At 38.7% G+C, this 21,064-nt stretch carries 19 protein-coding genes; 7 read left to right on the forward strand and 12 right to left on the reverse strand.

Going from position 1 to position 21,064, the window contains the following annotated elements; translation table 11 throughout:
• Nucleotides 1-25: 25 nt before the first annotated feature.
• From QRD02_RS12290 to QRD02_RS12300, 3 genes are all read right to left on the reverse strand, one after another.
• Entirely contained in the window at nt 26-406 is a 381-nt protein-coding gene (locus QRD02_RS12290) for a DUF202 domain-containing protein (RefSeq protein WP_290255252.1), read from the reverse strand.
• A gap of 72 nt (nt 407-478) precedes the next feature.
• Nucleotides 479-1,837, reverse strand: a complete 1,359-nt coding sequence (locus QRD02_RS12295) for a pyridoxal-phosphate dependent enzyme (RefSeq protein ID WP_290255253.1) — start codon at nt 1,835-1,837, stop codon at nt 479-481.
• A gap of 114 nt (nt 1,838-1,951) precedes the next feature.
• Complete coding sequence (locus QRD02_RS12300; protein WP_290255254.1) at nt 1,952-3,187, reverse strand: ABC transporter permease; 1,236 nt, start codon at nt 3,185-3,187, stop codon at nt 1,952-1,954.
• Between the two features lie 9 nt (nt 3,188-3,196).
• Between QRD02_RS12300 and QRD02_RS12305 the strand changes: the two genes are divergently transcribed.
• Nucleotides 3,197-4,429 carry an exo-beta-N-acetylmuramidase NamZ family protein gene (locus QRD02_RS12305; protein WP_290255255.1) on the forward strand — a complete coding sequence of 411 codons (1,233 nt, stop codon included), beginning with the start codon at nt 3,197-3,199 and terminating at the stop codon, nt 4,427-4,429.
• A gap of 89 nt (nt 4,430-4,518) precedes the next feature.
• Here the strand turns inward: QRD02_RS12305 and QRD02_RS12310 are convergent, their stop codons facing one another.
• From QRD02_RS12310 to QRD02_RS12335, 6 genes are all read right to left on the reverse strand, one after another.
• A complete protein-coding gene (locus QRD02_RS12310; RefSeq protein ID WP_290255256.1) occupies nt 4,519-5,016 on the reverse strand; it encodes a YkgJ family cysteine cluster protein in 498 nt (165 codons plus the stop codon).
• A gap of 69 nt (nt 5,017-5,085) precedes the next feature.
• Nucleotides 5,086-6,723: an amidohydrolase gene (locus QRD02_RS12315; RefSeq protein WP_290255258.1), complete on the reverse strand. Its 1,638-nt coding sequence runs from the start codon at nt 6,721-6,723 to the stop codon at nt 5,086-5,088.
• 53 nt (nt 6,724-6,776) lie between these two features.
• Nucleotides 6,777-6,980, reverse strand: a complete 204-nt coding sequence (locus QRD02_RS12320) for a type II toxin-antitoxin system RelE/ParE family toxin (protein WP_353959583.1) — start codon at nt 6,978-6,980, stop codon at nt 6,777-6,779.
• 83 nt (nt 6,981-7,063) lie between these two features.
• Nucleotides 7,064-7,246, reverse strand: a complete 183-nt coding sequence (locus tag QRD02_RS12325) for a hypothetical protein (protein ID WP_290255259.1) — start codon at nt 7,244-7,246, stop codon at nt 7,064-7,066.
• A gap of 48 nt (nt 7,247-7,294) precedes the next feature.
• Nucleotides 7,295-9,031: a TonB-dependent receptor gene (locus QRD02_RS12330; protein ID WP_290255260.1), complete on the reverse strand. Its 1,737-nt coding sequence runs from the start codon at nt 9,029-9,031 to the stop codon at nt 7,295-7,297.
• Between the two features lie 84 nt (nt 9,032-9,115).
• Nucleotides 9,116-12,133: a tetratricopeptide repeat protein gene (locus QRD02_RS12335; RefSeq protein ID WP_290255261.1), complete on the reverse strand. Its 3,018-nt coding sequence runs from the start codon at nt 12,131-12,133 to the stop codon at nt 9,116-9,118.
• A 230-nt stretch (nt 12,134-12,363) separates the two neighbouring features.
• Here QRD02_RS12335 and QRD02_RS12340 point away from each other — a divergent pair, with 230 nt between their 5' ends.
• From QRD02_RS12340 to QRD02_RS12350, 3 genes are all read left to right on the forward strand, one after another.
• Nucleotides 12,364-12,822 (forward strand): tail fiber protein, encoded by a 459-nt coding sequence (locus QRD02_RS12340; RefSeq protein WP_290255262.1) that lies wholly within the window; start codon nt 12,364-12,366, stop codon nt 12,820-12,822.
• A gap of 102 nt (nt 12,823-12,924) precedes the next feature.
• Entirely contained in the window at nt 12,925-13,608 is a 684-nt protein-coding gene (locus QRD02_RS12345; protein ID WP_290255263.1) for a cell division ATP-binding protein FtsE, read from the forward strand.
• A gap of 116 nt (nt 13,609-13,724) precedes the next feature.
• Nucleotides 13,725-15,242: a hypothetical protein gene (locus tag QRD02_RS12350; RefSeq protein ID WP_290255264.1), complete on the forward strand. Its 1,518-nt coding sequence runs from the start codon at nt 13,725-13,727 to the stop codon at nt 15,240-15,242.
• A gap of 7 nt (nt 15,243-15,249) precedes the next feature.
• On the opposite strand, the gene QRD02_RS12355 is transcribed toward QRD02_RS12350, so the two are convergent.
• On the reverse strand, nt 15,250-16,869 hold the full coding sequence (locus QRD02_RS12355; protein ID WP_290255265.1) for a S8 family peptidase: 1,620 nt from the start codon (nt 16,867-16,869) through the stop codon (nt 15,250-15,252).
• 127 nt (nt 16,870-16,996) lie between these two features.
• Between QRD02_RS12355 and QRD02_RS12360 the strand changes: the two genes are divergently transcribed.
• The 3 genes from QRD02_RS12360 to QRD02_RS12370 are packed head-to-tail and all read left to right on the forward strand — an operon-like array spanning nt 16,997 to nt 19,531.
• A complete protein-coding gene (locus QRD02_RS12360; protein WP_290255266.1) occupies nt 16,997-17,716 on the forward strand; it encodes a class I SAM-dependent methyltransferase in 720 nt (239 codons plus the stop codon).
• On the forward strand, nt 17,713-18,609 hold the full coding sequence (locus tag QRD02_RS12365; RefSeq protein ID WP_290255267.1) for a glycosyltransferase family 2 protein: 897 nt from the start codon (nt 17,713-17,715) through the stop codon (nt 18,607-18,609). Before QRD02_RS12360 ends, QRD02_RS12365 begins: the two co-directional genes overlap by 4 nt.
• The gene (locus QRD02_RS12370; RefSeq protein WP_290255268.1) at nt 18,602-19,531 is read left to right on the forward strand and encodes a glycosyltransferase family 2 protein; all 930 of its coding nucleotides are present in this window, start codon (nt 18,602-18,604) and stop codon (nt 19,529-19,531) included. Before QRD02_RS12365 ends, QRD02_RS12370 begins: the two co-directional genes overlap by 8 nt.
• Here the strand turns inward: QRD02_RS12370 and QRD02_RS12375 are convergent.
• Nucleotides 19,514-19,933: a sugar 3,4-ketoisomerase gene (locus tag QRD02_RS12375; RefSeq protein ID WP_290255269.1), complete on the reverse strand. Its 420-nt coding sequence runs from the start codon at nt 19,931-19,933 to the stop codon at nt 19,514-19,516. The genes QRD02_RS12370 and QRD02_RS12375 overlap by 18 nt on opposite strands.
• Nucleotides 19,920-21,029, reverse strand: coding sequence for a glycosyltransferase (locus QRD02_RS12380; protein WP_290255270.1), 1,110 nt, complete (start codon nt 21,027-21,029; stop codon nt 19,920-19,922). Before QRD02_RS12380 ends, QRD02_RS12375 begins: the two co-directional genes overlap by 14 nt.
• Nucleotides 21,030-21,064: the final 35 nt, after the last annotated feature.

The following is a 21,064-nucleotide window of genomic DNA, read 5'->3' on the forward strand; positions in this document are numbered from 1 at the left end:
TGAGATATAAATATAGGAAATATTTCTAAGCCTCTGCTTCTTCCTTCAGCAATTTTTCCTGCGTATCAACCTGTTTTTGAACTTTTTCCGAAATGGTATCCACGAAAAGAATGCGGTTCCATTTATACAATCGTCGCGAAAGAAGTACGTATCTAAAAATACCAACAGCCAAAAAAAGTACGCAAACTACCAATGCCACATAGCCCAACCATTGAATGCGCGCAAAATCCTTTAGCTGTAAGATTCCAATTCCGCCAAGCAACAGATAGAGCGAGGATCGGATATAGGAAAGCAGGGTGCGTTCATTGGCCAATTTCGTTCGTTCCAATGCCAAAATTTCATTGGTATTTGCCGGAACTGGTTTAGTGCGAAGAAATCGGAATAATTTTTTTGCTTCGTTTTTCATGGTAGCCTAAAATTAACAAAAATCCCGCTCCATTAAAAGGGAAGCAGGATATTAATTTTATTTGAGAGGCAACTAAAGTGCGCGAATAATATCGTGCTTCGTGATTATATTATAATTGCCATCACCCAAATCTACCAAAACTGCATTGTTTTCCTTTTGGATCAGTTTTGAGATTTCCTCAATTGGGGTGCTCTTTTTCACTATAGGAAATGGCTTGTGCATTACATCTTTGATTGGAAGCTCGGCTATATTTTTATTTTCAAGATATTTCCGAAGCAAATCGGTTTCGTCCAAAGCCCCCACAAAACCAGTGGTATCCTCAACCGGAATCTGGCTGATGTGATATTTTTTCATCCGTTCAATGGCGTGGCCCACCAATTCTTCTGTTTTTACGGTAATTAGTGGTTTGTCTTCGTGCTCCTTTATCAAATCGGAAGCATTTTTCGCTTCATCCTCAACAAAACCGCGTTCCCGCATCCATTCCTCATTATACATTTTACCCACATATCGGCTTCCGTGGTCGTGGAAAAGAACTACCACCACATCATCCTTAGTAAACTTATCCTTCAATTGAAGCAGGCCTTTTATCGCCGCGCCGGCTGAATTTCCCAAAAAGAAACCTTCCATTTTTGCAAGCTTTTGGGTGTAGATTGCGGCGTCTTTATCGGTTACTTTTACAAAACCATCAATTACGTTAAAATCTACATTCTTCGGAAGAATATCTTCCCCGATTCCTTCGGTGATATAGGGATAGATTTCGTTTTCGTCAAAAACCCCCGTTTCGTGGTATTTTTTAAAAACACTTCCGTAAGTGTCAACGCCCCAAATTTTTACATTCGGGTTTTTTTCCTTTAAATATCTGCCAACGCCACTAATTGTTCCGCCGGTACCAACGCCCACAACAAAATGCGTTACTTTTCCATCTGTCTGTTTCCAGATTTCCGGGCCGGTGCTTTCGTAGTGTGCTTTTGTATTGCTTAAATTGTCATATTGATTTACATACCAACTATTGGGCGTTTCCTCGGCCAATCTTTTGGAAGTGGAGTAATAACTGCGCGGATCATCGGGCGCAACGTTTGTGGGGCAAACAATCACTTTGCTGCCCACGGCTTTTAAAATATCAATCTTTTCCTTGCTTTGCTTATCGCTAATTACGCAGACCATTTTATAGCCTTTTACGATTGCCGCAAGGGCTAATCCCATTCCCGTGTTGCCGGAGGTGCCTTCAATGATTGTTCCGCCGGGTTTTAATCTTCCGTCTGCTTCGGCGTCTTCAATCATTGTGAGCGCCATTCTGTCTTTAACCGAATTTCCTGGGTTGAACGTTTCGTATTTGGCGAGCACCAAAGCGGGAATGTCCCCAATAATTTTATTGATTTTTACCATTGGCGTGTTGCCGATGGTTCCCAATATATTTTCTGCGTATTCCATAACAAATTTTAGAAGTGCAAAGGTAACATTCTCAAATCAGAATAAATAATTCACAATTGTGAATTGTAGATTAAAGGAAGTTGATTCAATAGATTGCTTCGCTTTGCTCGCAATTTATTCAAACCGAATCGCCTTCACCGGAGAAATTTTCGCAATAATAAATGAAGGTATCAAAAGCATTAAAAGGCAAAGTAGAAATGTGCCCGCATTCAAAATTAAAATATAGTCCAAACTCAAATAAACGGGCGCTTCGTTCACATAATACGTGTCCGGATTTAATGGGAAAAATTTGCCATATTTTTGAATTAACAATAATCCAATCCCGATTAAATTTCCCCAAAAAAGCCCCACGCCAATTAAATACATCGCATTGTACAAAAATACTTTCCGAACGCTCCAATCGCTACTTCCCAAGGCTTTCAGAATTCCTATCATTTGAGTGCGTTCCAAAATCAACACCAAAAGTGCGGTAATCATATTGATGCCGGCAACCAAAATCATAATGCCGATAATCATAATAATATTGAAGTCGAAAAGATCGAGCCATTCAAAAATTGAGGCATATTTGTCGCGTATGGTTTGCGTATCCAAAGTGCTGCCCGTTTCGTTGTACACCTTTTGGCCAATAGGTATTATTTCATCAAAATCATTTACAAAAACCTCAAACGCACCGATTTGATTTTCTTCCCATTTATTCAATCGCTGAATATGGCGAATGTCAGTAATAATAAACCGTTCGTCAAACTGCTGAAACCCGCTGTTATAAATTCCCACAATATCGAAACCGCGACTTCGGGGCGTTTTGGAGACTTCGTCATTTAGAAAAAAAGTGGTCACTTTATCGCCCAATTTCAATTGGAGTCGGTTCGCCAAATATTCGGAAATGAGGATATCTTCATTCAAATCGCCTTTAAAATCGGGTAATTTTCCCTCGACCAAAAAATCTTTAAAGGCAGACCAATTATAATCATCCCCAACCCCCTTTACTACTACCCCTTCAAAATCGGTTTCGGTGCGGATTATGCCACCTTTTGAAGCCGTAACCTGTACGTGTTCTATTCCATCAATATTTTTGAACTCCGGATAAAACGGCTGATTTTTGGAAATTGGATTTTGGGAATCGTTGGAAAAATTGGTGTCGAAATTTGTAATAATTATATCGCCATTAAATGCCGAAACCTTTTCGCGTATCTTCTTTTGAAGCCCGACCCCCGTGGCGATTGAAACGAGCATCATAATAATCCCGATGGCGATCGCGGTAATTGCGATTTTTATAATCGGTGCCGAAATACTACTTTTATAGTCCTTGGAAGCAATGATGCGCCGGGCGATGAAAAATTCGAAATTCACTGAGATTTTATGGGCTTAACTTTTTTCAAAAATACTGTTTTATTAGTTGCTTTGACCATTTTTTCCTGTGGAAGTTCGGTGGAGAAAAAGGAACAGAGTGAAGGGATAAAAGAGAATCAAGAATCGATAACTAACTATGAAATCGAAGAAATTATCGTCGGTGCGGAGCAGTTTCAACTATATTCTGATTTGTTGAAAGGTAAGAATGTGGGCGTGGTTGCAAACCAGACTTCATTTTTGGAAAGTGAAAAGCAACACCTCGTCGATTTTTTAATTTCGAATAGAATTGCAGTAAAAAAAGTTTTCGCGCCAGAACACGGGTTCCGGGGTACGGCAGATGCCGGCGAACATGTGAAGGATGGAGTTGATTCAAAAACGGGTGTTCCTTTGATTTCACTTTATGGAAGCAATAAAAAACCTTCCCCGGCACAATTAAAGGGAATTGATGTGGTCGTTTTCGATATACAGGATGTGGGCGCACGTTTTTACACTTATATTTCAACGCTTCATTATGTAATGGAGGCCTGCGCGGAAGCTGGAATTCCAGTAATTGTTCTCGATCGTCCAAACCCAAACGGACATTACATTGACGGGCCAATTTTAGAAAAAGAAAACCAAAGCTTTGTGGGAATGCATCCAATTCCCGTAGTTCATGGAATGACAATTGGCGAATATGCGCAGATGATAAATGGTGAAGGCTGGTTGAACAATAATGTGAAATGTGCGCTAACTGTAATTAAAATGCAAAACTACGATCATCAAAAAGAATACTCGCTTCCCATAAAACCATCACCCAATTTACCAAATGACCAAGCAATAAATCTTTACCCTAGCCTCTGCTTTTTTGAAGGAACATTTATAAACGCAGGTCGCGGAACGGAAATGCAATTTCAGGTTTTTGGAGCACCCAGTTTGCCTTCTTCCAAATACCCTTTTGAATACACACCCCAAGCCAATGAAGGGTCCAAGGAACCAAAATTCAAAAACCAACTCTGCCACGGAAAAGATCTTCGGAATGAGCCGCGTTTGATTAAAATTAACTTGGAATGGTTGATAGATGCCTATAACGTTAACGGAAAAAAGAAGGATTTCTTTAATACGTTTTTTGTGAAACTTGCAGGAACCGATAAATTACAAAAGCAGATTGAACAGGGATTATCTGAAGAAGAGATTCGGGATTCTTGGAAGGAAGGGCTTGATGGTTTTCAGAAGGTTCGGGCGAAATATTTGCTTTATCGTTAAAGCACCAAATCTCAAATTCCAAATTACAAAATCACAGGAATATTTTTTAAAACTTAGGTGCTTGAGATTTAAAATTTCTTTGGAATTTGTTATTTGGAATTTACCCTTCGTTTCATCTCCTCAACAATATTAAAAGCAGCGGGACAAATAGCTACATTTTTCATTGTTAAGTTTGAAATCTGTTGGAATTTCTTTCGGTCTGTATGTGGAAATTCACGACAGGCTTTCGGGCGCACATCGTAAATACTACAATAATTATCGGCTCCCAAAAAACTGCAGGGAACGCTTTGCAGTACGTAATCATTGTCTTCGTCTATCCGTAAATAGGTTTCAATAAACTGCTTCGGCTTCATCCGAAAATGTTTTGAAATCCGCTCAATATCTTTATCGGTGAATAGCGGGCCGGTGGTTTTGCAACAATTGGCACACTTCAAACAATCTGTTCTTTGGAATTCTTCCTCGTGCAATTCCTGCATCAAACTATCGAGATGTTTGGTCGGCTTTTTTTTCAGCTTTGCGAAAAACTTTTTGTTTTCGGCCTCGGACTCCTTTGCCTTCTGCGGAAGTTGTTTTAGAATGTTTTCCATTTAAGTATTTCTTTGCGACTTTGCGGCTTTGCGAGAAATTTTTACGCAATGCGCAAAGAGGCAGAGATCTTATTTTGCTTCGTAAACCAATTCGCCATTAATAAAAGTTGCAACAATTTTAGTTTTTGGCAATTCGGCTTCGTCAACTTTCATAATATCTTTATCGAGAATTGTGAAATCTGCAAATTTTCCTACCTCAATACTTCCCTTTTCACCTTCCTCAAAATTTGCAAATGCAGCCCAAATGGTCATTCCACGTAAAGCCTCTTCCCGAGTTAAGGCATCTTTCATTTGGAAACCATTTTCAGGATAATTTTTTAAATCCTTTCGGGCAACGGCCGCGTAAAACGTGTACATTGGGTTTACATTTTCAACCGGAAAATCGGTGCCCAAAGCAATACTTCCGGCTTTGTTCAACAATTCTTTATACGCATAGGCGCCCTTTATGCGTTCCGTTCCCACTCTATCCTCGGCCCAATACATATCGCTGGTTGCGTGCGTGGGTTGCACCGAGGGAAGTATATTATTTTTGTCACCAAAATAAGCAAAATCCTGTGTTGAAATAATCTGCGCATGCTCCACGCGCCAGCGTCTATCGGTCTGTCCTTCCAAGGCTTTTTTATATGCCCGAAGCACTGCAATGTTTGCCGAATCGCCAATGGCGTGGGTATTCATCTGAAATTCGGAAGCAGCAAGTTTCTCGGCTAAATAATCCAAACTATCCGACGGCGTAATCATCGCGCCAAAATGATGTGGCATATCGCTGTACGGCTCGCGCATCGCAGCCCCGCGGGAGCCCAGAGCGCCATCGGCATATACTTTAAAGGAACGCACATTCAATCTATCGGTTTTATAAATGCCTTTGTTCAAATAATAGTCGCGGTTTTCGGGACTGTTACTTACCATCGCGTACATTCTCAATTTGAATTTTCCTTCTTTTTGAAGTGCGTCAATCAACTCGATAATATTTCGGTTTAAGCCTGCATCATCAACCGTTGTTAAACCGTATTGCAGGCATATTTTTTCGGCTTCCAAAAGAGCTTCGGTGGAAACTTCATTTGTGATTTCAGGAAAAGTTTTATCGATTAAATCCATCGGGCTGTCAATCAGGATTCCCGTGGGTTCGCCGTTTTCCAAAACCACTTCGCCCCCGGCAATCTTGGTTTTTGAAGTAATTCCGGCAAGCTCCATTGCTTTTGAATTCACCAAATATGCGTGGCCATCAACCCTTTGCAGCGCAACTGGCGTTTCAGGAAAAAGTGAATCCAGCTCCTTTTTTGTAGGGAAATTTTTATCGTCCCAATCGTTTTGGTCCCAACCGCGACCGATTATGTATGGCAAGTTTTTCTGCTTCTGAAAGGTGGTAACTCGCATTAGCATTTCATCGAGACTCATCGTGCCAATCAAATCCACATTTTGTAAACCGAGGCCAAGGCCGTATAAATGGGCGTGGGCATCAATCAATCCCGGAACAACTGTGTTACCTTTTGCATCGTAAGTTACCTTAATATCATACTTCAGTTCCAATTCAGGTTTTAGACCTATTTCAAGGATTCTCCCATTTTTTACCACTAATGCACTTGCGCTACTAAAGTCTTTATCGACCGTATAGATTGTGGCGTTTTTAATTAATAAGTCTGCTGGAAGTTTATCAGGGGCACAGGATGCAATTGCTGTAGCCAATAATAGGAGTAGTAATTTTTTCATGATTGATTTTATTGAGGTGCAAAAATAGAAAACCTCCGCCAAACACGGATGTTTTAATATATTTTTCGCTTTGACAGATCGCGGGAAGAATGATGGACCGTCAGAATATCGATACGTTTTTTGGAAACTATCCTGTATATAATTCTATAATTTCCTTCAACCAATTCCCTAATTTCTTCAATATTGAATTCGGGAACCATTTTTCCGGAATGGGAATACGAATATAAGATTTTCACCTTATTTCTAATTCTGATAATCTGAAACTTGACTTATTTTACAGAATCCTTGGAAATATAAACAAGAATGTCCTTTAATTCATCCATGGATTGTTTCGTCCAATTTATTTGAACCATTTTTCCAGTTCCTTATCCAATTGGGCGTCCGAAATTACTTCGTTATTATCCGACTGTAAAATTCCTGTTTCAATTTTCTCAATAAGAATAAGTCTCTCCACTAAATCATCAATGGAAAATTCGTCAGGTAATTTAGATAAATGTGATTGTACTATCTTTTTAGTCAACATATTGCAAATATTTGGAACGAAGATACAATTGAAAATACAAATAAAAAACTACCAATCAAACTTATAAGTAACCCCGGCCAATCCCTGAATTCCCTGCACGGGATAATTCATCCACTTTTCATAATTATCGCCAAACAGATTGCTTCCTTTTACAAAAACGGAAAGTCTGTCAGTAAATCTGTACCCAAAATTTATATTGGCATCCACATATCCATCCAATGAAACTTCCTGAGCAAATGAAGTGCCGACGGGATTATAATCATAAGCCAAATCTTTCCGCTCGCCCACGTAAAACAAGGAAGCGCCGCCGTATAATTTTTCGGTTATGTTGAAATTTGAAAACACGGATGCCTTCAACTCTGGCAAGTTCCACGCTTCATTCTGCGCATCTGTGCTGTAATTGGCATAGGTTCCATTTATTCCCAATGAAAATGTATTGGAAACTTTAACTTTCAGCTCCGCGAAAAAGGCAAGCGTATTTACGTCGTCATAAACCACATTGAAGGAATTTCCATATTCATATCCTTCAAAATTTGCATTGTAAATTTTTAATGGATTCATTTGAAATAGGGCGCGGTTTTCATCCTTTCCATAGGAAGCACGCACGTTGTAAGCGACGGAATTTGATATTTTCCCCTTAATTCCCCCAAAACCTTCGTATAACTTTTTAGTTGGTGCAATATATAAAGTTGGAGAAACAAAAGGGTTTTCTTCCTTAAAATTGTAATAGGTATTTTGTTGTAAACCCCCCTCGGCGCCGGCATAGGCAATTACCGTTTCGTCAAGCAATCGGTACGAGGCGTTTAATCTTGGGTAAAGTGAAAAATCGGTATCACTATTCTCGGAATCCAAACTAATATAACCCGCAACACCCAATGAAACCGACAGGTCGTCATTTACAAAAGCGATGGACGGCGCCAAGCCTGCGTTTAAATAACTGTATTTTATATCGGAAGTGTTGGTGTAATTTCTATCAAAACTTCCACTTAAATAATCAATATCACCGTCAATTTTGAAAGTCAGATTTTCCAATGGAAACGAAAATTCTGGTTTTAATCTAGCGTTGAATTCCGAAGAAGAAAATGCATCGCCCAAATAGCGAATATTTACGGAGGCTTTTTCAAAAAACGAATCGTCCATCGCAATGCTTCCACCCGCGTAGCCGCTGAAATACATCTGCAATGGATCAATCTCGGCAATCACATTTTCAGGGTAGGTAACAAAATCTTCGGATAAACCGTACCAATTATAAATTTGATGCTCCACACCCGCATCCAGCCTATAGGTTGCATCCTTTTGGCGACTCGTATAATTGGCATCCAAGCCGGTGTCGTAATATTTATTGTCCAATTTCACATCCTTTATATCGCCCTGAGAGGAATTGTGCCGAAAGAAAAATCCAGCATTATCGGTACGGCTTATTTCAAAATTACTGTAAAATTCACCCAATACCGAAGTATAATTGCCGAAGCCCAATGTTGCGTAATTATCGTATAATTTTATGGGTTTTGCCTTTTCAACCGTCGTTGCCTTTCCTTTTGAAGGCGTAAAAGTGGAAGCCACCGGAACAGAGAAAATGCTGTATTTCACTTCCTTTTTTGCGGTTGAAATGGAATCGTTAAGCGATGGAGTTTCCTTCACTTTAAAGGCATCCGAAATGGTTGGCGTGTAGGGTTTCACAATATTCACAACCTCGGGATCGAGTTCTTTCTCCTGTGAAAAAATGGAAAAATTGAACAAAAAAATTGCTGCGATTGAAAATAATACTATGCGTTTCTTTGACATATTATCAATTGATTTTTTCGACTTTTTATTAGTTTTAAACCTACAAGGTTTTGAAAACCTTGCAGGAAGAATTGGTTGAAATGCTTAATTTCCGCTAGTTTCCACCGAAGAATTGGTTTTGGCCTCGGCGTTTTTGATTACTGCCAGCTCCGCTTTTGCCTCTTCCACCACTTCGGGGTAATCGGTGAAATTTTTGGTCACACTTTCTAAAATATAGGTTGCTTGGTAGGCATCATTCAAAGCGTAAAAATTCTTCGCCATCAGCACCAAACCTTTTGCACCGAATAATTTGTAGGCGGAATAATCCTTCGCCAATTTCTGGATTGAAGCGTTTGAACCTTCAAAATTGCCTTCCTTATTTTTGAAATAAGCATCGTAATATAGTGCTTCGGCCGCCAATTTACCGGTTGCTATTTTCTGAACTTCAGCGTAAGCGCTTTTCGCTTTTGCTTCGTTATTTGTTTTCATCGCCGAACGGGCAATAATTAACTGCGCGTCACTTTTTATGGAATTGTCAATTTTTGAATTTTGAAGCACTTTTTCGGCGTAATTTACCGCTTCGGCATATTGTTTCAGTTCATATGAAGCCTTCATACTATTGGTCTGCGCGAAGACAATATTCTGCGGAAAATCTGCTTCGGTCTCCAAGCGTGTTAAATATTTTAAGGCATTTTGATAATCCTTTTTGCTTAAATACAATTCCGAAACCCGAGCCAAAGCCTGTTCGGTAAATTCGCTTCGCTCGCGATTTACAACATATTCAAAATGGGGAATGGCTGCTTCGTTTTTTCCATCGGCGAAGTAAATCTGGCCTAAGTAAAAATGTGCATTCAATGCATGTTGGCCATTTGGAAATTGCTGCAAATAATCCTCAAATCGGCTTTTGGCCTGACTTTGGTTGTTTTCCAAATAGGGTTGCTCGGCCGCCAAATACGCGGCATCATCAAGCTCGGTATCGCCCACTTGTACGTAATCCAAAGTTTTTACCCAACGCGCATATTCATCCACATTGCCTTGGTCTATATAAATAATCTTTGCGGAGGCAACGGCCTGCAAGGCTTCGGGCGTAGATGGAAAATCCTTCGCAACTCTTTTGAAGATGGCCAATGCGTCATTACTTTTTCCAGTATTTTCATAAATCAAGGCCTTTTTCAGCAACGCTTTTGGCACAAAACTGCTGTTTGGAATGTCGCGGACCAATTGATCGTAAGCCGAAATGGCTTCGTCATTTCTATTTTGGGCCACGTAAGTATTACCCAATTCATACAAAGCATCGTCACGGTAAACCGATTTCGGATATTTTTTTATGAAAGTAATAAGCTCCTCGATTTTCTTTTCGCTGCGGTCCACAAAACCGTAGCTTATTGCTTTTTGAAAATCGGCATAATCATTATCGCCACCCAATTCAATTGCGGCGTTGTAATTTTCCATCGCTGGCCAATATTGGCTGGTCACAAAATAGCTGTCGCCCAAACGCAGCAACGCATCCTTTTTGCGAACGGTTTCTGCCGAGGCCGAACCCACATAACTCTTAAAATTAGAAATAGCTTCAGAATAATTCTTTAGTTTGAAATGGTTGTAAGCCAAATTGTATTTCAGGTTTTTAAACTCCCCCGTTTGTTGGGCGCCGGCCATCTGCTGAAATTTATTATAACCCGCCAATGACTTTTCAAAATTCGAAAGTTGGTATTCGCTTTCGGCTATCCAATAGGTAGCGCGGGCGGCAAAATTTGCATCCTCGGGGTACTTTAGGCTTTTAACGAAAAATGCAATCGCCTCGTTGTAATCTGCTTCGTTGTACAATTCAATTCCACGGTAAAAGGCTACTTTTTGATACGCGGCTTTGTCTGCGAAATTTTTGTTGTTTTCGAGCAAATTCAGCGCTTCTTTGTAATTCTTTGAAGTGATGTAACTATCAATAAGCAGTTTTTTCAACTCGTCGTTATTCGGATTTTCGGGATATTTTTCAATAAAGGAAAGCAAAACCTGTGGCGTACTTTTATAGCTATTTCCTATTTCATAGCTCAATTTAGCATAATTCAAATACGCATCTTCCTGAATTTCGGCGCTGAAATCCATTTCCGAAGCGTTTTTGAAAGCATTCAGCGCTTCCTGTTTTTTGTCGAGTTTCAGATAGCTCTCCGCCAAATGATAATAAGCGTTTTGGGCCACGGCATTCTTTCCGTCAATGATTTTATTAAACTCGCCAATGGCGCTTTCGTAATCGCCCTGTTTGTAATAGGCGTAGCCCAGTTGGTAGTAATCCGTATTGTTCCACTTGCCGCGCATTCCTTTGTATTCCTTCAAATACGGAATTGCTTCGGCATATTGACCAAGGTTGAAAAAGCTCTCGCCAATTATTTTTGAAAGCTGGCTTTTTTCCTGTGGGCTGGATTTGTCAAACTGCTCCTTCCCCATTGCAATGGCCTTTTCAAAATTGCCGAGTTTGAAATTCATATCGGCTTGGTAGTAACTGAGATCTTCGGAATAGCGCTCCTCTCCTTTTACCTCTTCAAACATTTCATTGGCTTCCTCATAATCATCGCCTTCGTAGGCGATAAACCCTAAATAATACTTGGCTTGCGAGCCGTATTCCTGAGAATTTGAAACTTTGTTGAAATAACTTTTCGCTTCATCAAAACGTTTGGCTTTAAACTGGACATACCCATTATTAAAATTGAAACGCTCCTGCTCGCTCCGGCTCAAACTGCCCGCATCCACTTTGTCGTACCATTTTTGTGCGTGCGAATATTTTCCGTTTTCGAAATAATAATTGGCAACATCTATAAACGCCGAATTGCGCTTTATACTGGTGGGATATTCTTCCACAAATTCCTCCATTAACTGGTCGGCGTTTTGCTGGTTCAATCGCACCGCCGTGTTCGCAATATAATAGGCACAATCGCTTTTTACGGTTTCGTCATTGGTGTTGTTTTTTATTTTGTCGAAAATGCTTTGGGCGGCCAAAAACTGCTCGTTGTTATAAAGTTCCAGCGCTTGGTTGAAGTCGGCCAGATCATTTGTAAATGCCGCTGTTTGCTGCGAAAACGATGAAAATGAAAGGAATAGAAAAAGCGAAAAGACAAGAAATTTCTTAATCATTATTTACAGTTTTTGTGGCGTAAAGATATTTAACTTTAAAAGTAGCTTTCGGCGATACTGTAAATATTTAAGGTTTAATTAACGATTGATTTTTTGGTGAATTTTCTTTGCATTATAACGCTTCAAAAGTGGAATAAGTATGTAGTTCCACAACAGAATTTAACAGGGTTTGAAACGTTCATGAAAAATACCGTAATTTTAAAAATTCCAAATTTCTAAATTAATTCGCTATGAATAGATTACTGATTTTCTCCCTTATATTGTTTTCAATTTCTGCCACCGCCCAGCGCAGCCCTTTTAAAAATCTTTCAGAAAAGGACGGTAAAATTGGCATTGGAACTTCCAATCCCGACGAACTTTTGACCGTAAAGGGGAAAATTCACACCCAGGAGGTTTTGGTAGATTTGGATGGAGCAGTTGCCCCGGATTATGTTTTTGAAAAATATTTTAATGGCTTTTCTGAAAGGATGCCGGATTATACACTGATTTCCTTGGAGGAATTGGAAGCATTTTTGAAGGAAAATAATCATTTGCCCAATGTCCCTTCCGCCGAAACAATGCAAAATGAAGGCATTTCATTGAAAGAAATGAATTTGATTTTGCTTCAGAAAATTGAGGAACTTACGTTGTACACACTTCAGCAGCAAAAGGAAATTGATAAATTGAAAAAAGAAATTTACAAAGATTAAATATGTGGCCGTAATCAGTTGCAGTTTGCAGTAATTCAAATTACTTTTGAAATCGAAATCGAAATCGAAAACGAAATCCAAAATCGTAAATCTTAAATCCCTATGTCCGATACCGTATTATTTTTAAAAGACGCCTCCATTTTTCAGGGTGAAAATTTGGTTCTATCCGATGTTTCGGTTTCCGTGGAAAAAGGAGAATTTGTGTATTTAATTGGAAAAACGGGTACCGGAAAAAGTAGTTTTATGAAGACACTTTACGGCGATCTTCCGCTGCAAAAAGGCGAAGGGGAAATAGTGGGATACGATTTGGCAACATTGAAGGAAAATGACATTCCATTTTTACGAAGAAAATTGGGAGTGGTTTTTCAGGATTTTAAACTTTTGAACGACCGTACAGTTCACGACAATCTCAACTTTGTACTTACCGCAACCGGCTGGAAGGACAAACCTGCCATTGAGAGCAAGATAAATGAGGTATTGGCAAAGGTTGGTATGAAAACAAAATCTTTTAAATATCCGTACCAACTTTCTGGCGGCGAACAGCAACGGGTAGCCATTGCCCGCGCACTTCTAAATGACCCCGAACTTATTTTGGCCGACGAGCCTACCGGAAACCTCGACCCTCAAACGAGTGTGGAAGTAATGGAAGTTTTGCGGGAAATAAACAAAAATGGCAACACTATTTTAATGGCTACCCACGATTACGCGCTTCTTTTGAAATATCCATCAAAAACATTGAAGTGTGATGAAAACCAGATTTTTGAAGTGGTTCAAAAAACGGTTTAGCGCTATTAAACTATAAAAACAAATATTTGGAATATATGCAAAATGGGATTCTAAATAAAATTTCTCCTTTCCAACTTCTCTTTTTTGCACTCTGTGTTTTTTACATCATTTTTTATATGCCGTATGGTTTTGAAGGAACCGATACGGGTTATATTTTCGGGTCTTCGTGGAATATCTATAATGGACAATTTCCGCATCGCGATTTCATTTATACGCGTCCCGCCGTTCCTGCTTATTTCCATACCATTTTCCTTTTTATTTCTGAAACCTATGGCTATTTGCTTGACAGGGCGTTTTTTTATATACAGGTTTTCATATATAGTTTTCTAGGAGCAAAAATGTTGGTTGAAAATTTTTCGATAACCTCGAAAGATTTCACCTACTTCATCGCAATTTTGGGAGCGTTAGTTTCGATACACAATTATCCCCCGATGGGTTGGAATACCATAGACGGCGTATTTTTTTGTGTGCTTGGCATTTATTTTATCGCAAGAAAGGAAACCACAAATTGGCAATGGTTCTTAGGTTGCTTCTTTTTGGTAATGGGAGTTTTTTCAAAGCAAAGTTTCTATTTTACGCCAATTTTCCTGGGAGGATATTTGTTGCTTTTAAAACAATATAAAAAACTAATCTACTTTTCAGGATTCGCCCTTTTTTGGGTATTCGTATATTTTGTTTTAAAATTTGCAACGGGCAGTTTTTTTCCATTTTTTGAACAAACTTTTCAACGCACCGGCAGTGGGGCATTGGTTAGCGTGGGTATAAAAACATATTATTTGGCATTAAAATTTAATATTATTTATAGTCTTGCGGGGGTTTTTCTTTTTTGGGTTTGCTATAAATTTCTTCCAAAGAAGATAACATACCTTCTTTTAAATGTTGCCATCGCAACAATTTTCGTATTACAGTTTTACTACTTTGGCGAATGGCACACCATAAAATATATTATGCAATTATTGTTTATTGCAACGGCTGGTTTTTGCGTGCTGAAGGCGTTTCGTGACAAGCGATATTTTTTGCTCCTTTTACTTTTAGGGGTAAGCTGGAGCGCTTCAATAAGCAATGGCTACCAAACGCCAATCCATTTTTCCTTGCCTATTTTTTTCAGTCTGTACCTATTGGTTTTTTCGAAAGGAAAATTTATTAAACCTGAACTAAAAATGCCAATTATTTATGCCTTCATTCTTTCGGTTTTCTTGGGAACATTTTATTATGGTTATCAAGTCCTTTATCGCGATTCGGACAGAAGCGAATTAAAATTTGATATGGGCAGCGTATTCCCACAATTGAAGGGCATAAAAAGTGATAAAGATACTTACGGAAAATACCATGAATTGAAACAACTTGCGCCTGAATATCCAAATTTCACTGTGCTTCCCTCAATCACCCTTGCGCATTATCTGACAACAACCGTTAATCCATTAGGCACCGATTGGCCACTGGATGTTGAAATTAACAATGAAGGAGAAAAATTGATTTCAGAATTGGAAGGTTCAAAAACTATTGTATTTCTTGAAAATTCAGAATTTACGGAAGAGCAATTGGAAGGTTATATTATGGATGATATCATAAAAAATTCGTGGACACTCATTGAAAAGACCGACTATTTTGATATTTACTCCCCTCCACAGTAATTGAAAATCATTTGTTTTTTCGGGTACGCAAATTACACTCGTTTTCTAAATCCGGGTTAATCCGTAATTTAATTTTTCCATTTTGGTTTGGTTTTAAAACCGTATTTGTACCTATCCGTATCCGGTTTTTTGACTCAATGTCCAGGTTCGCATTTTCCTGAAAAACTTGATTGCGAACCACTATTTCTTTTGAAACCCCTACAGCCGTAAAATCCCATCTATTAAAATTTTGATTTTCAATATAGGCAGTTTCATTTTCGTTTTTAAGATCGTGCAATAATTTTATGGCCTTTCCGGTCTGTAATAATCCGGCACCATAAAGCCCCGCAAACTTTTTGTTACCGGGAACATCATCAATATTTAACGCCGTAATCTTCAATATTGGTTCTACCTCTTCGGCAGTTAAGCAAGGATATAAGGAAAACATTAGCCCAATGGTTCCAGATACCAATGGCGTTGCGCCCGATGTGGTTTCAAACTGGTGGTGTGCAACTTCACCTTTATTTATAAATTCTTGAAACATTATAAGCTCGCTGGTAGGAGCTAAAATATCTACCTCAGTATTAAGTATAGCAGTTGAAACCTCATAAACAAATGGAGTTTGCAAAGTATCGTTCTTTGGAAAACCCATGGTCCTTCCCACTGAACCGCGCAAATTGCTTGTATAATATGTTCCATCTTCCAATTGCAAAATATTGTCCAAAGGTTTTTCATGCCGATACATTCCCGATGAAACCGAAATAACGTGGCGATAGGAAGCTGGATAGGAATATACTTTTCCCTTAGTTTTGCTAAAATCGCGATTCCCAGCCGCAGCAACAACTATAACACCTTCGTTGAACAAACTATCCATCACCTTTTGGCCGTTTTCAATATATCTTGTAGAAACCCAGCTACAGTTTATTACCCGGGCACCCGCCTTGGCAAGACCCACGACTTCTGAATAATTATAGAATTGCCCATAACTTGTCCCATAAATAGAGCAGTCAAAACAAACACCCGTAAAACCGACACCGTTGTCGCCTTGTGCGGCGGCATTTGCAGCAATGTTAACACCGTGACCGCCGGCATAATGGGATCTATTGAATAGAGTGGTTTTTCCCTGAAAATCAATATCATTGGGATTTACCTGCCCATCGGAAATACCTATTGGTACATCGCGCGACCCTGTTGTATAATACCAAGCCTCCGGCAAACCTAGCACATCAAGATAATCGAGGTTGGCCTGCATGCCAATATTCTCGCCAATGGTACTGGTTAACCCATAATCGTTGGGTTCATAAATTTTTTTATCCTCCCCTAAAATAGGCTCTCCTGAAATAAATATATTTGGCGTATCCTTTAATAGCTTGGTGTGCAAATTTGCATTATTCGCAACCACAAAATAGGTCCGGTTTAAATCCCTAATTTTTGCTTTTCGTAGCGTTTTTTTAAAGGTTTTAATCTTTTCCTTCGCCAAGGTTTCCTTTAGAATTTTGTCTTCGCCCACATATTTCAGCAAATCGCCCTCTACTTTAAAATTTAAAGTAGCTGTATCTTTTGTGCGTAAATAGAACCAATATTCATCCTGTGCAAATCCACATAAAGTGCTCAATATAAAAACTATAAAAAATAGATGGCGCATCATTAAATTTTTATTAATATATGAATTTTGAATATATCTTCAGCACTTTACAACTCACATATATGTATCAAAATAATTATCCATTTATGAACGGACAAAAAGAATACTGTATTTTAGCCGGATGTACCAAATGCTGAAAAAAATAGCAATTTCCATAATTCCAAAAACAATCCTTTTTAAAAATGAGGTGCTTATCCGTTCCATATTCGCATTTCATTTGCACGGAAAAAACCATCAATGCACCGTCTGCGGCAATGGCCTGAAAAAATTTATCGAAATTCCCGATGGTGATTTGCTTTGCCCCTTCTGCGGAAGCCGATCGCGAACCCGCCGGCTTTATTCCTTTCTAAATGAAAACAAATTAATCCATGGAAATGTGCTACATTTTTCGCCTTCTCGAAGTGTTTATAGATTGCTGAATAAAAAACAGGAAATCACCTATTTCAGTACCGATTATGAAGATGAATTTCTTGCAGATTATAAATATGATATCACAAAAATTCCCTTGGAAAATGATTATTTCAACCTAATAATCTGCTATCATATTTTGGAACATATAGAAGATGACAAAAGCGCAATGGGAGAACTGCACCGCGTATTAAAACCCTCCGGCACCTGTATTATTCAAACGCCATTTAAAGAAGGAAATATTTACGAAGATTTTTCAATAACCACCGCCAAAGAGCGTTTGGAAGCATTTGGACAGGAAGATCACGTTCGCATTTATTCGGTGGAAGGTTTGCAGCGAAGATTGAAGGTAAATGGTTTTCAAACCGTGGAAATCAAAACTTTTCCGGCAAATGAACGTTTTGGGTTTATGGAAGAAACCGTATTGATTGCCGAAAAATGATTTCAATCCTCATCCCTACATACAATTTCAATGTTTTGCCATTGGTAGAAAATCTGCAAAAACAATGCGAAAGCGAGAATATCGTTTATGAAATTTTGGTGTTGGATGACGCCTCCAGCGATGCAAAAACGGTGAATGAAAATTCTAAAATCAATTTAGTGAAAAACTGCAATTATCAGATTTTGGAAGAAAATATTGGCAGAAGCAAAATCCGAAATCTTTTGGCAGAAAGCGCAAATTATAACTGGTTGCTTTTTTTGGACGCGGACACTTTTCCTTCGACTTCAGCATTTATCAAAAATTATTTAGATACATTTTCCAACGAAATCTCCGTAATTTTCGGAGGTATTACTTATCCTAAAAATAACTCTGAAAACTTAAGTTTAAGACACACATATGGCTCGGTGCGCGAAAGTTTGCCACTTGGCGCACGAATAAAAAATCCGTACCGAAGTTTTATAACGATGGGTTTTGCAATTAGAAAAGAGGTCTTTCACAACATAAAATTCAATGAAAATCTAGCGGGTTATGGCTACGAAGATGCCGTTTTTGGATATGAGCTTCAACAAAATAAAATTCCCTTGCTTCATATCGACAATCCCGTGGTCCACTTAAATTTAGAAACCAACCACGTTTTTATAAAGAAGTCGGAATTGGCACTTCAAAATTTATTGGATTTTCATCACTCGAAGGTTGTTGATGGGGAATCGGTAAAAATCTTAAAAACTTATTTGAAACTAAAAGAATGGAACCTATTGTTTTTGGTTCGGGGATTTTTCAATGTTTGTAGAAAACCCATATTGAAAAATCTCCAATCATCAAAACCTTCGCTTTTCCTTTTTGATTTGTACCGCTTGGGGTATCTTAGTTCACTAAAATCAAAAGATGCCTAAATTTTCAGTAGTCATTTCGGTCTTTAATAAAGAGAAATATATTGCCGATACGTTGAAGAGTGTCTTGGCGCAGACTTTTACTGATTTTGAAGTTGTGATTTTGAATGACGGTTCCACCGACCATAGCGAGGCAGAAATTTTAAAATTCAACGATCCGCGAATTCGATATTTTTCCAACGAAAACAAGGGCGCATCTGCCGCCAGGAACTTTACGATCCAGCAAGCGAAAGCCGAATATATCGCTTTAATGGATGCCGATGATTATTGGTATCCTTTCTATTTGGTAGAGCAGGACAGGCTGATAAAGGAATTTCCCCAGGAATCTGTTTTTGCCACCGCCACAGAAATTAGGCGGAATGGAAAGATTTTTAAAAACAGTTATTCAATTCCAACCATTGCTAAAGATGCCGTTGTTGTAGATTATTTTGAAGCGAGTCAACTGGATTCCGTACTGCTGAGCATTTCCACCGTTATAAAAAAAGATGTTTTTGAGAATGTGGGCTGGTATAATCCAAAAATAAAAAGTGGCGAAGACACTGATCTTTACGTGCGAATTGGCTTAAAATATAAAGTAGTTTTCAGCCCCAAAGTATGCGCCACCTATTTGGTTCGGAAAAATAGTTTGTTCCAGAATGTAAAAAATTTGGAAGAAAAAGCAAGTTTTGAAGCTTATGAAACTTTTGAAAAAGACAATCCCGCACTGAAAAAATTTTTGGATCTAAACAGATATTCTCTCTGTATTTTGGCCAAAATGGAAGGAAACAAAGAAGCTTTTCAGAAAAATTTCAAGAAGATAACACTGGAAAATTTGAGTAAAAAACAACAGTTTCTGCTTCGCCAGAACAAAACCATTTTGAAGTATCTTTCAAAAACCAAGAACAATTTGGAAAAGCTCGGGCTACGTTTAGGAACTTTTAAATAGCATAAATTCCTCGTATTCGCGGATGTAATCATCTTCGTTGTATTCCTCGCTGACCAACGACAGACAAACGGCTCCGGAAGAAAAATCTTCCAATTCCCGCCAAACGCCGTTCGGAATCAGTAAACCCTTATCGGGTTTGTTTAAGGTAATGGTCCTTCGCGATTTGCCGTTATCCAAAACCACATCAAAACTGCCGCTAAGTGCAATCAAAAACTGTTGTAATTCCTTATGGGCGTGGCCTCCGCGGGTGGACGAACTGGGAACATCGTATAGATAATATACTCGTTTTATCGTGAAGGGTAAAAAATCCCTTTCAACCACCGAAAGGTTTCCGCGACCGTCCGGATCACTGATTTTCGGGATGTCCTTTAATTCTATTTTATCCAAATCAACGTAGTGCATGCTGTAAAGTTTGGTTCCATTTTTCAGAAATGGTTTGCATTGAAAATTTTTCAACGGAAGGTTTTGTATTGGCTTTTAATTTTTGATAAAATCCATCGGCAAAGCAGATGTTTTGTAAAGCTTCCGAAAATAAAGGTAAACTTCTTTCGGCAATGAGCAAACCGTTTTTTTGATGCTGCACAATTTCCGAAGGACCCGAAGGTATATCTAAAGAAACCACGGGCGTTCCCAAGGAAAGTGATTCAACCAACACCATCGGGAAACCTTCATATTTGCTAGTTAGCGTTACACAATGTGCATTTTTAATAATCTCGAAAGGACTGTTGGTGAAGGGTAGAAAAATAATTTGCCGAGCGCATCCTTTTGTTATTGCCAATTTCTGAAGCATTTCTTTATCCTTTCCATCGCCCAAAATAACGAGATGATAATCCCTTTCCCAGACTTTTGATCGTGAAAAAGCTTCCATCAAAAATTTGAAATCCTTTATGGAATCGTCCAATCGGCCATAGGAAAGTATATATTTTTTATTTTGAAGTACTTCCGGAAGCCCAATGCCCTCCCCTTCCCACGCCGGATTAAAAGCATTATGGATAGTCAGGGTATTGGCAATACCTTCCTTTTTCAAAATTTCATTTTCAATGTATTCCGAGACCGCGACGTTCAATATATTTTTGTTACAGATTTTAGAAAATAACGCGGGATTCTCCGTAAGATATTCCGTTTTTTTGGAACTGTGCACCACATAAATTTTGTTCAATTCCCTATAAATAAACTTCGAATAGAATAATTCCCGCTCTAATTTATTTTTTGGTCGATGGTCGATTATAACATCAAAATTTACCTTTTTCAAATAATTTCGAAACTTTCGAAAACGAAGCAGGCGTTTAACCACTGAATCGTTATCGGATTTCAATTTTCCCAAATTCAGCATTTTGCCACTGAACGGGTAATCCACTTCATCATTCAAAATCACCAAATGCACATCGTGGCCTTTCCCTTCCAACATTTGCGACAGCATTGCGCAGGACCGCTCCAATCCTCCCTTTGCGAGTGAAATTGAAACCAGGCACACTTTAAATTTCTTTTCAGCGGCCATCGTTATTTATTATGTATTTTTGGTTGCACAAGGCA

Origin of the sequence: Aequorivita aurantiaca, assembly GCF_030410135.1 — a bacterium.
GTDB classification, from domain to species: Bacteria; Bacteroidota; Bacteroidia; order Flavobacteriales; family Flavobacteriaceae; genus Aequorivita; species Aequorivita aurantiaca.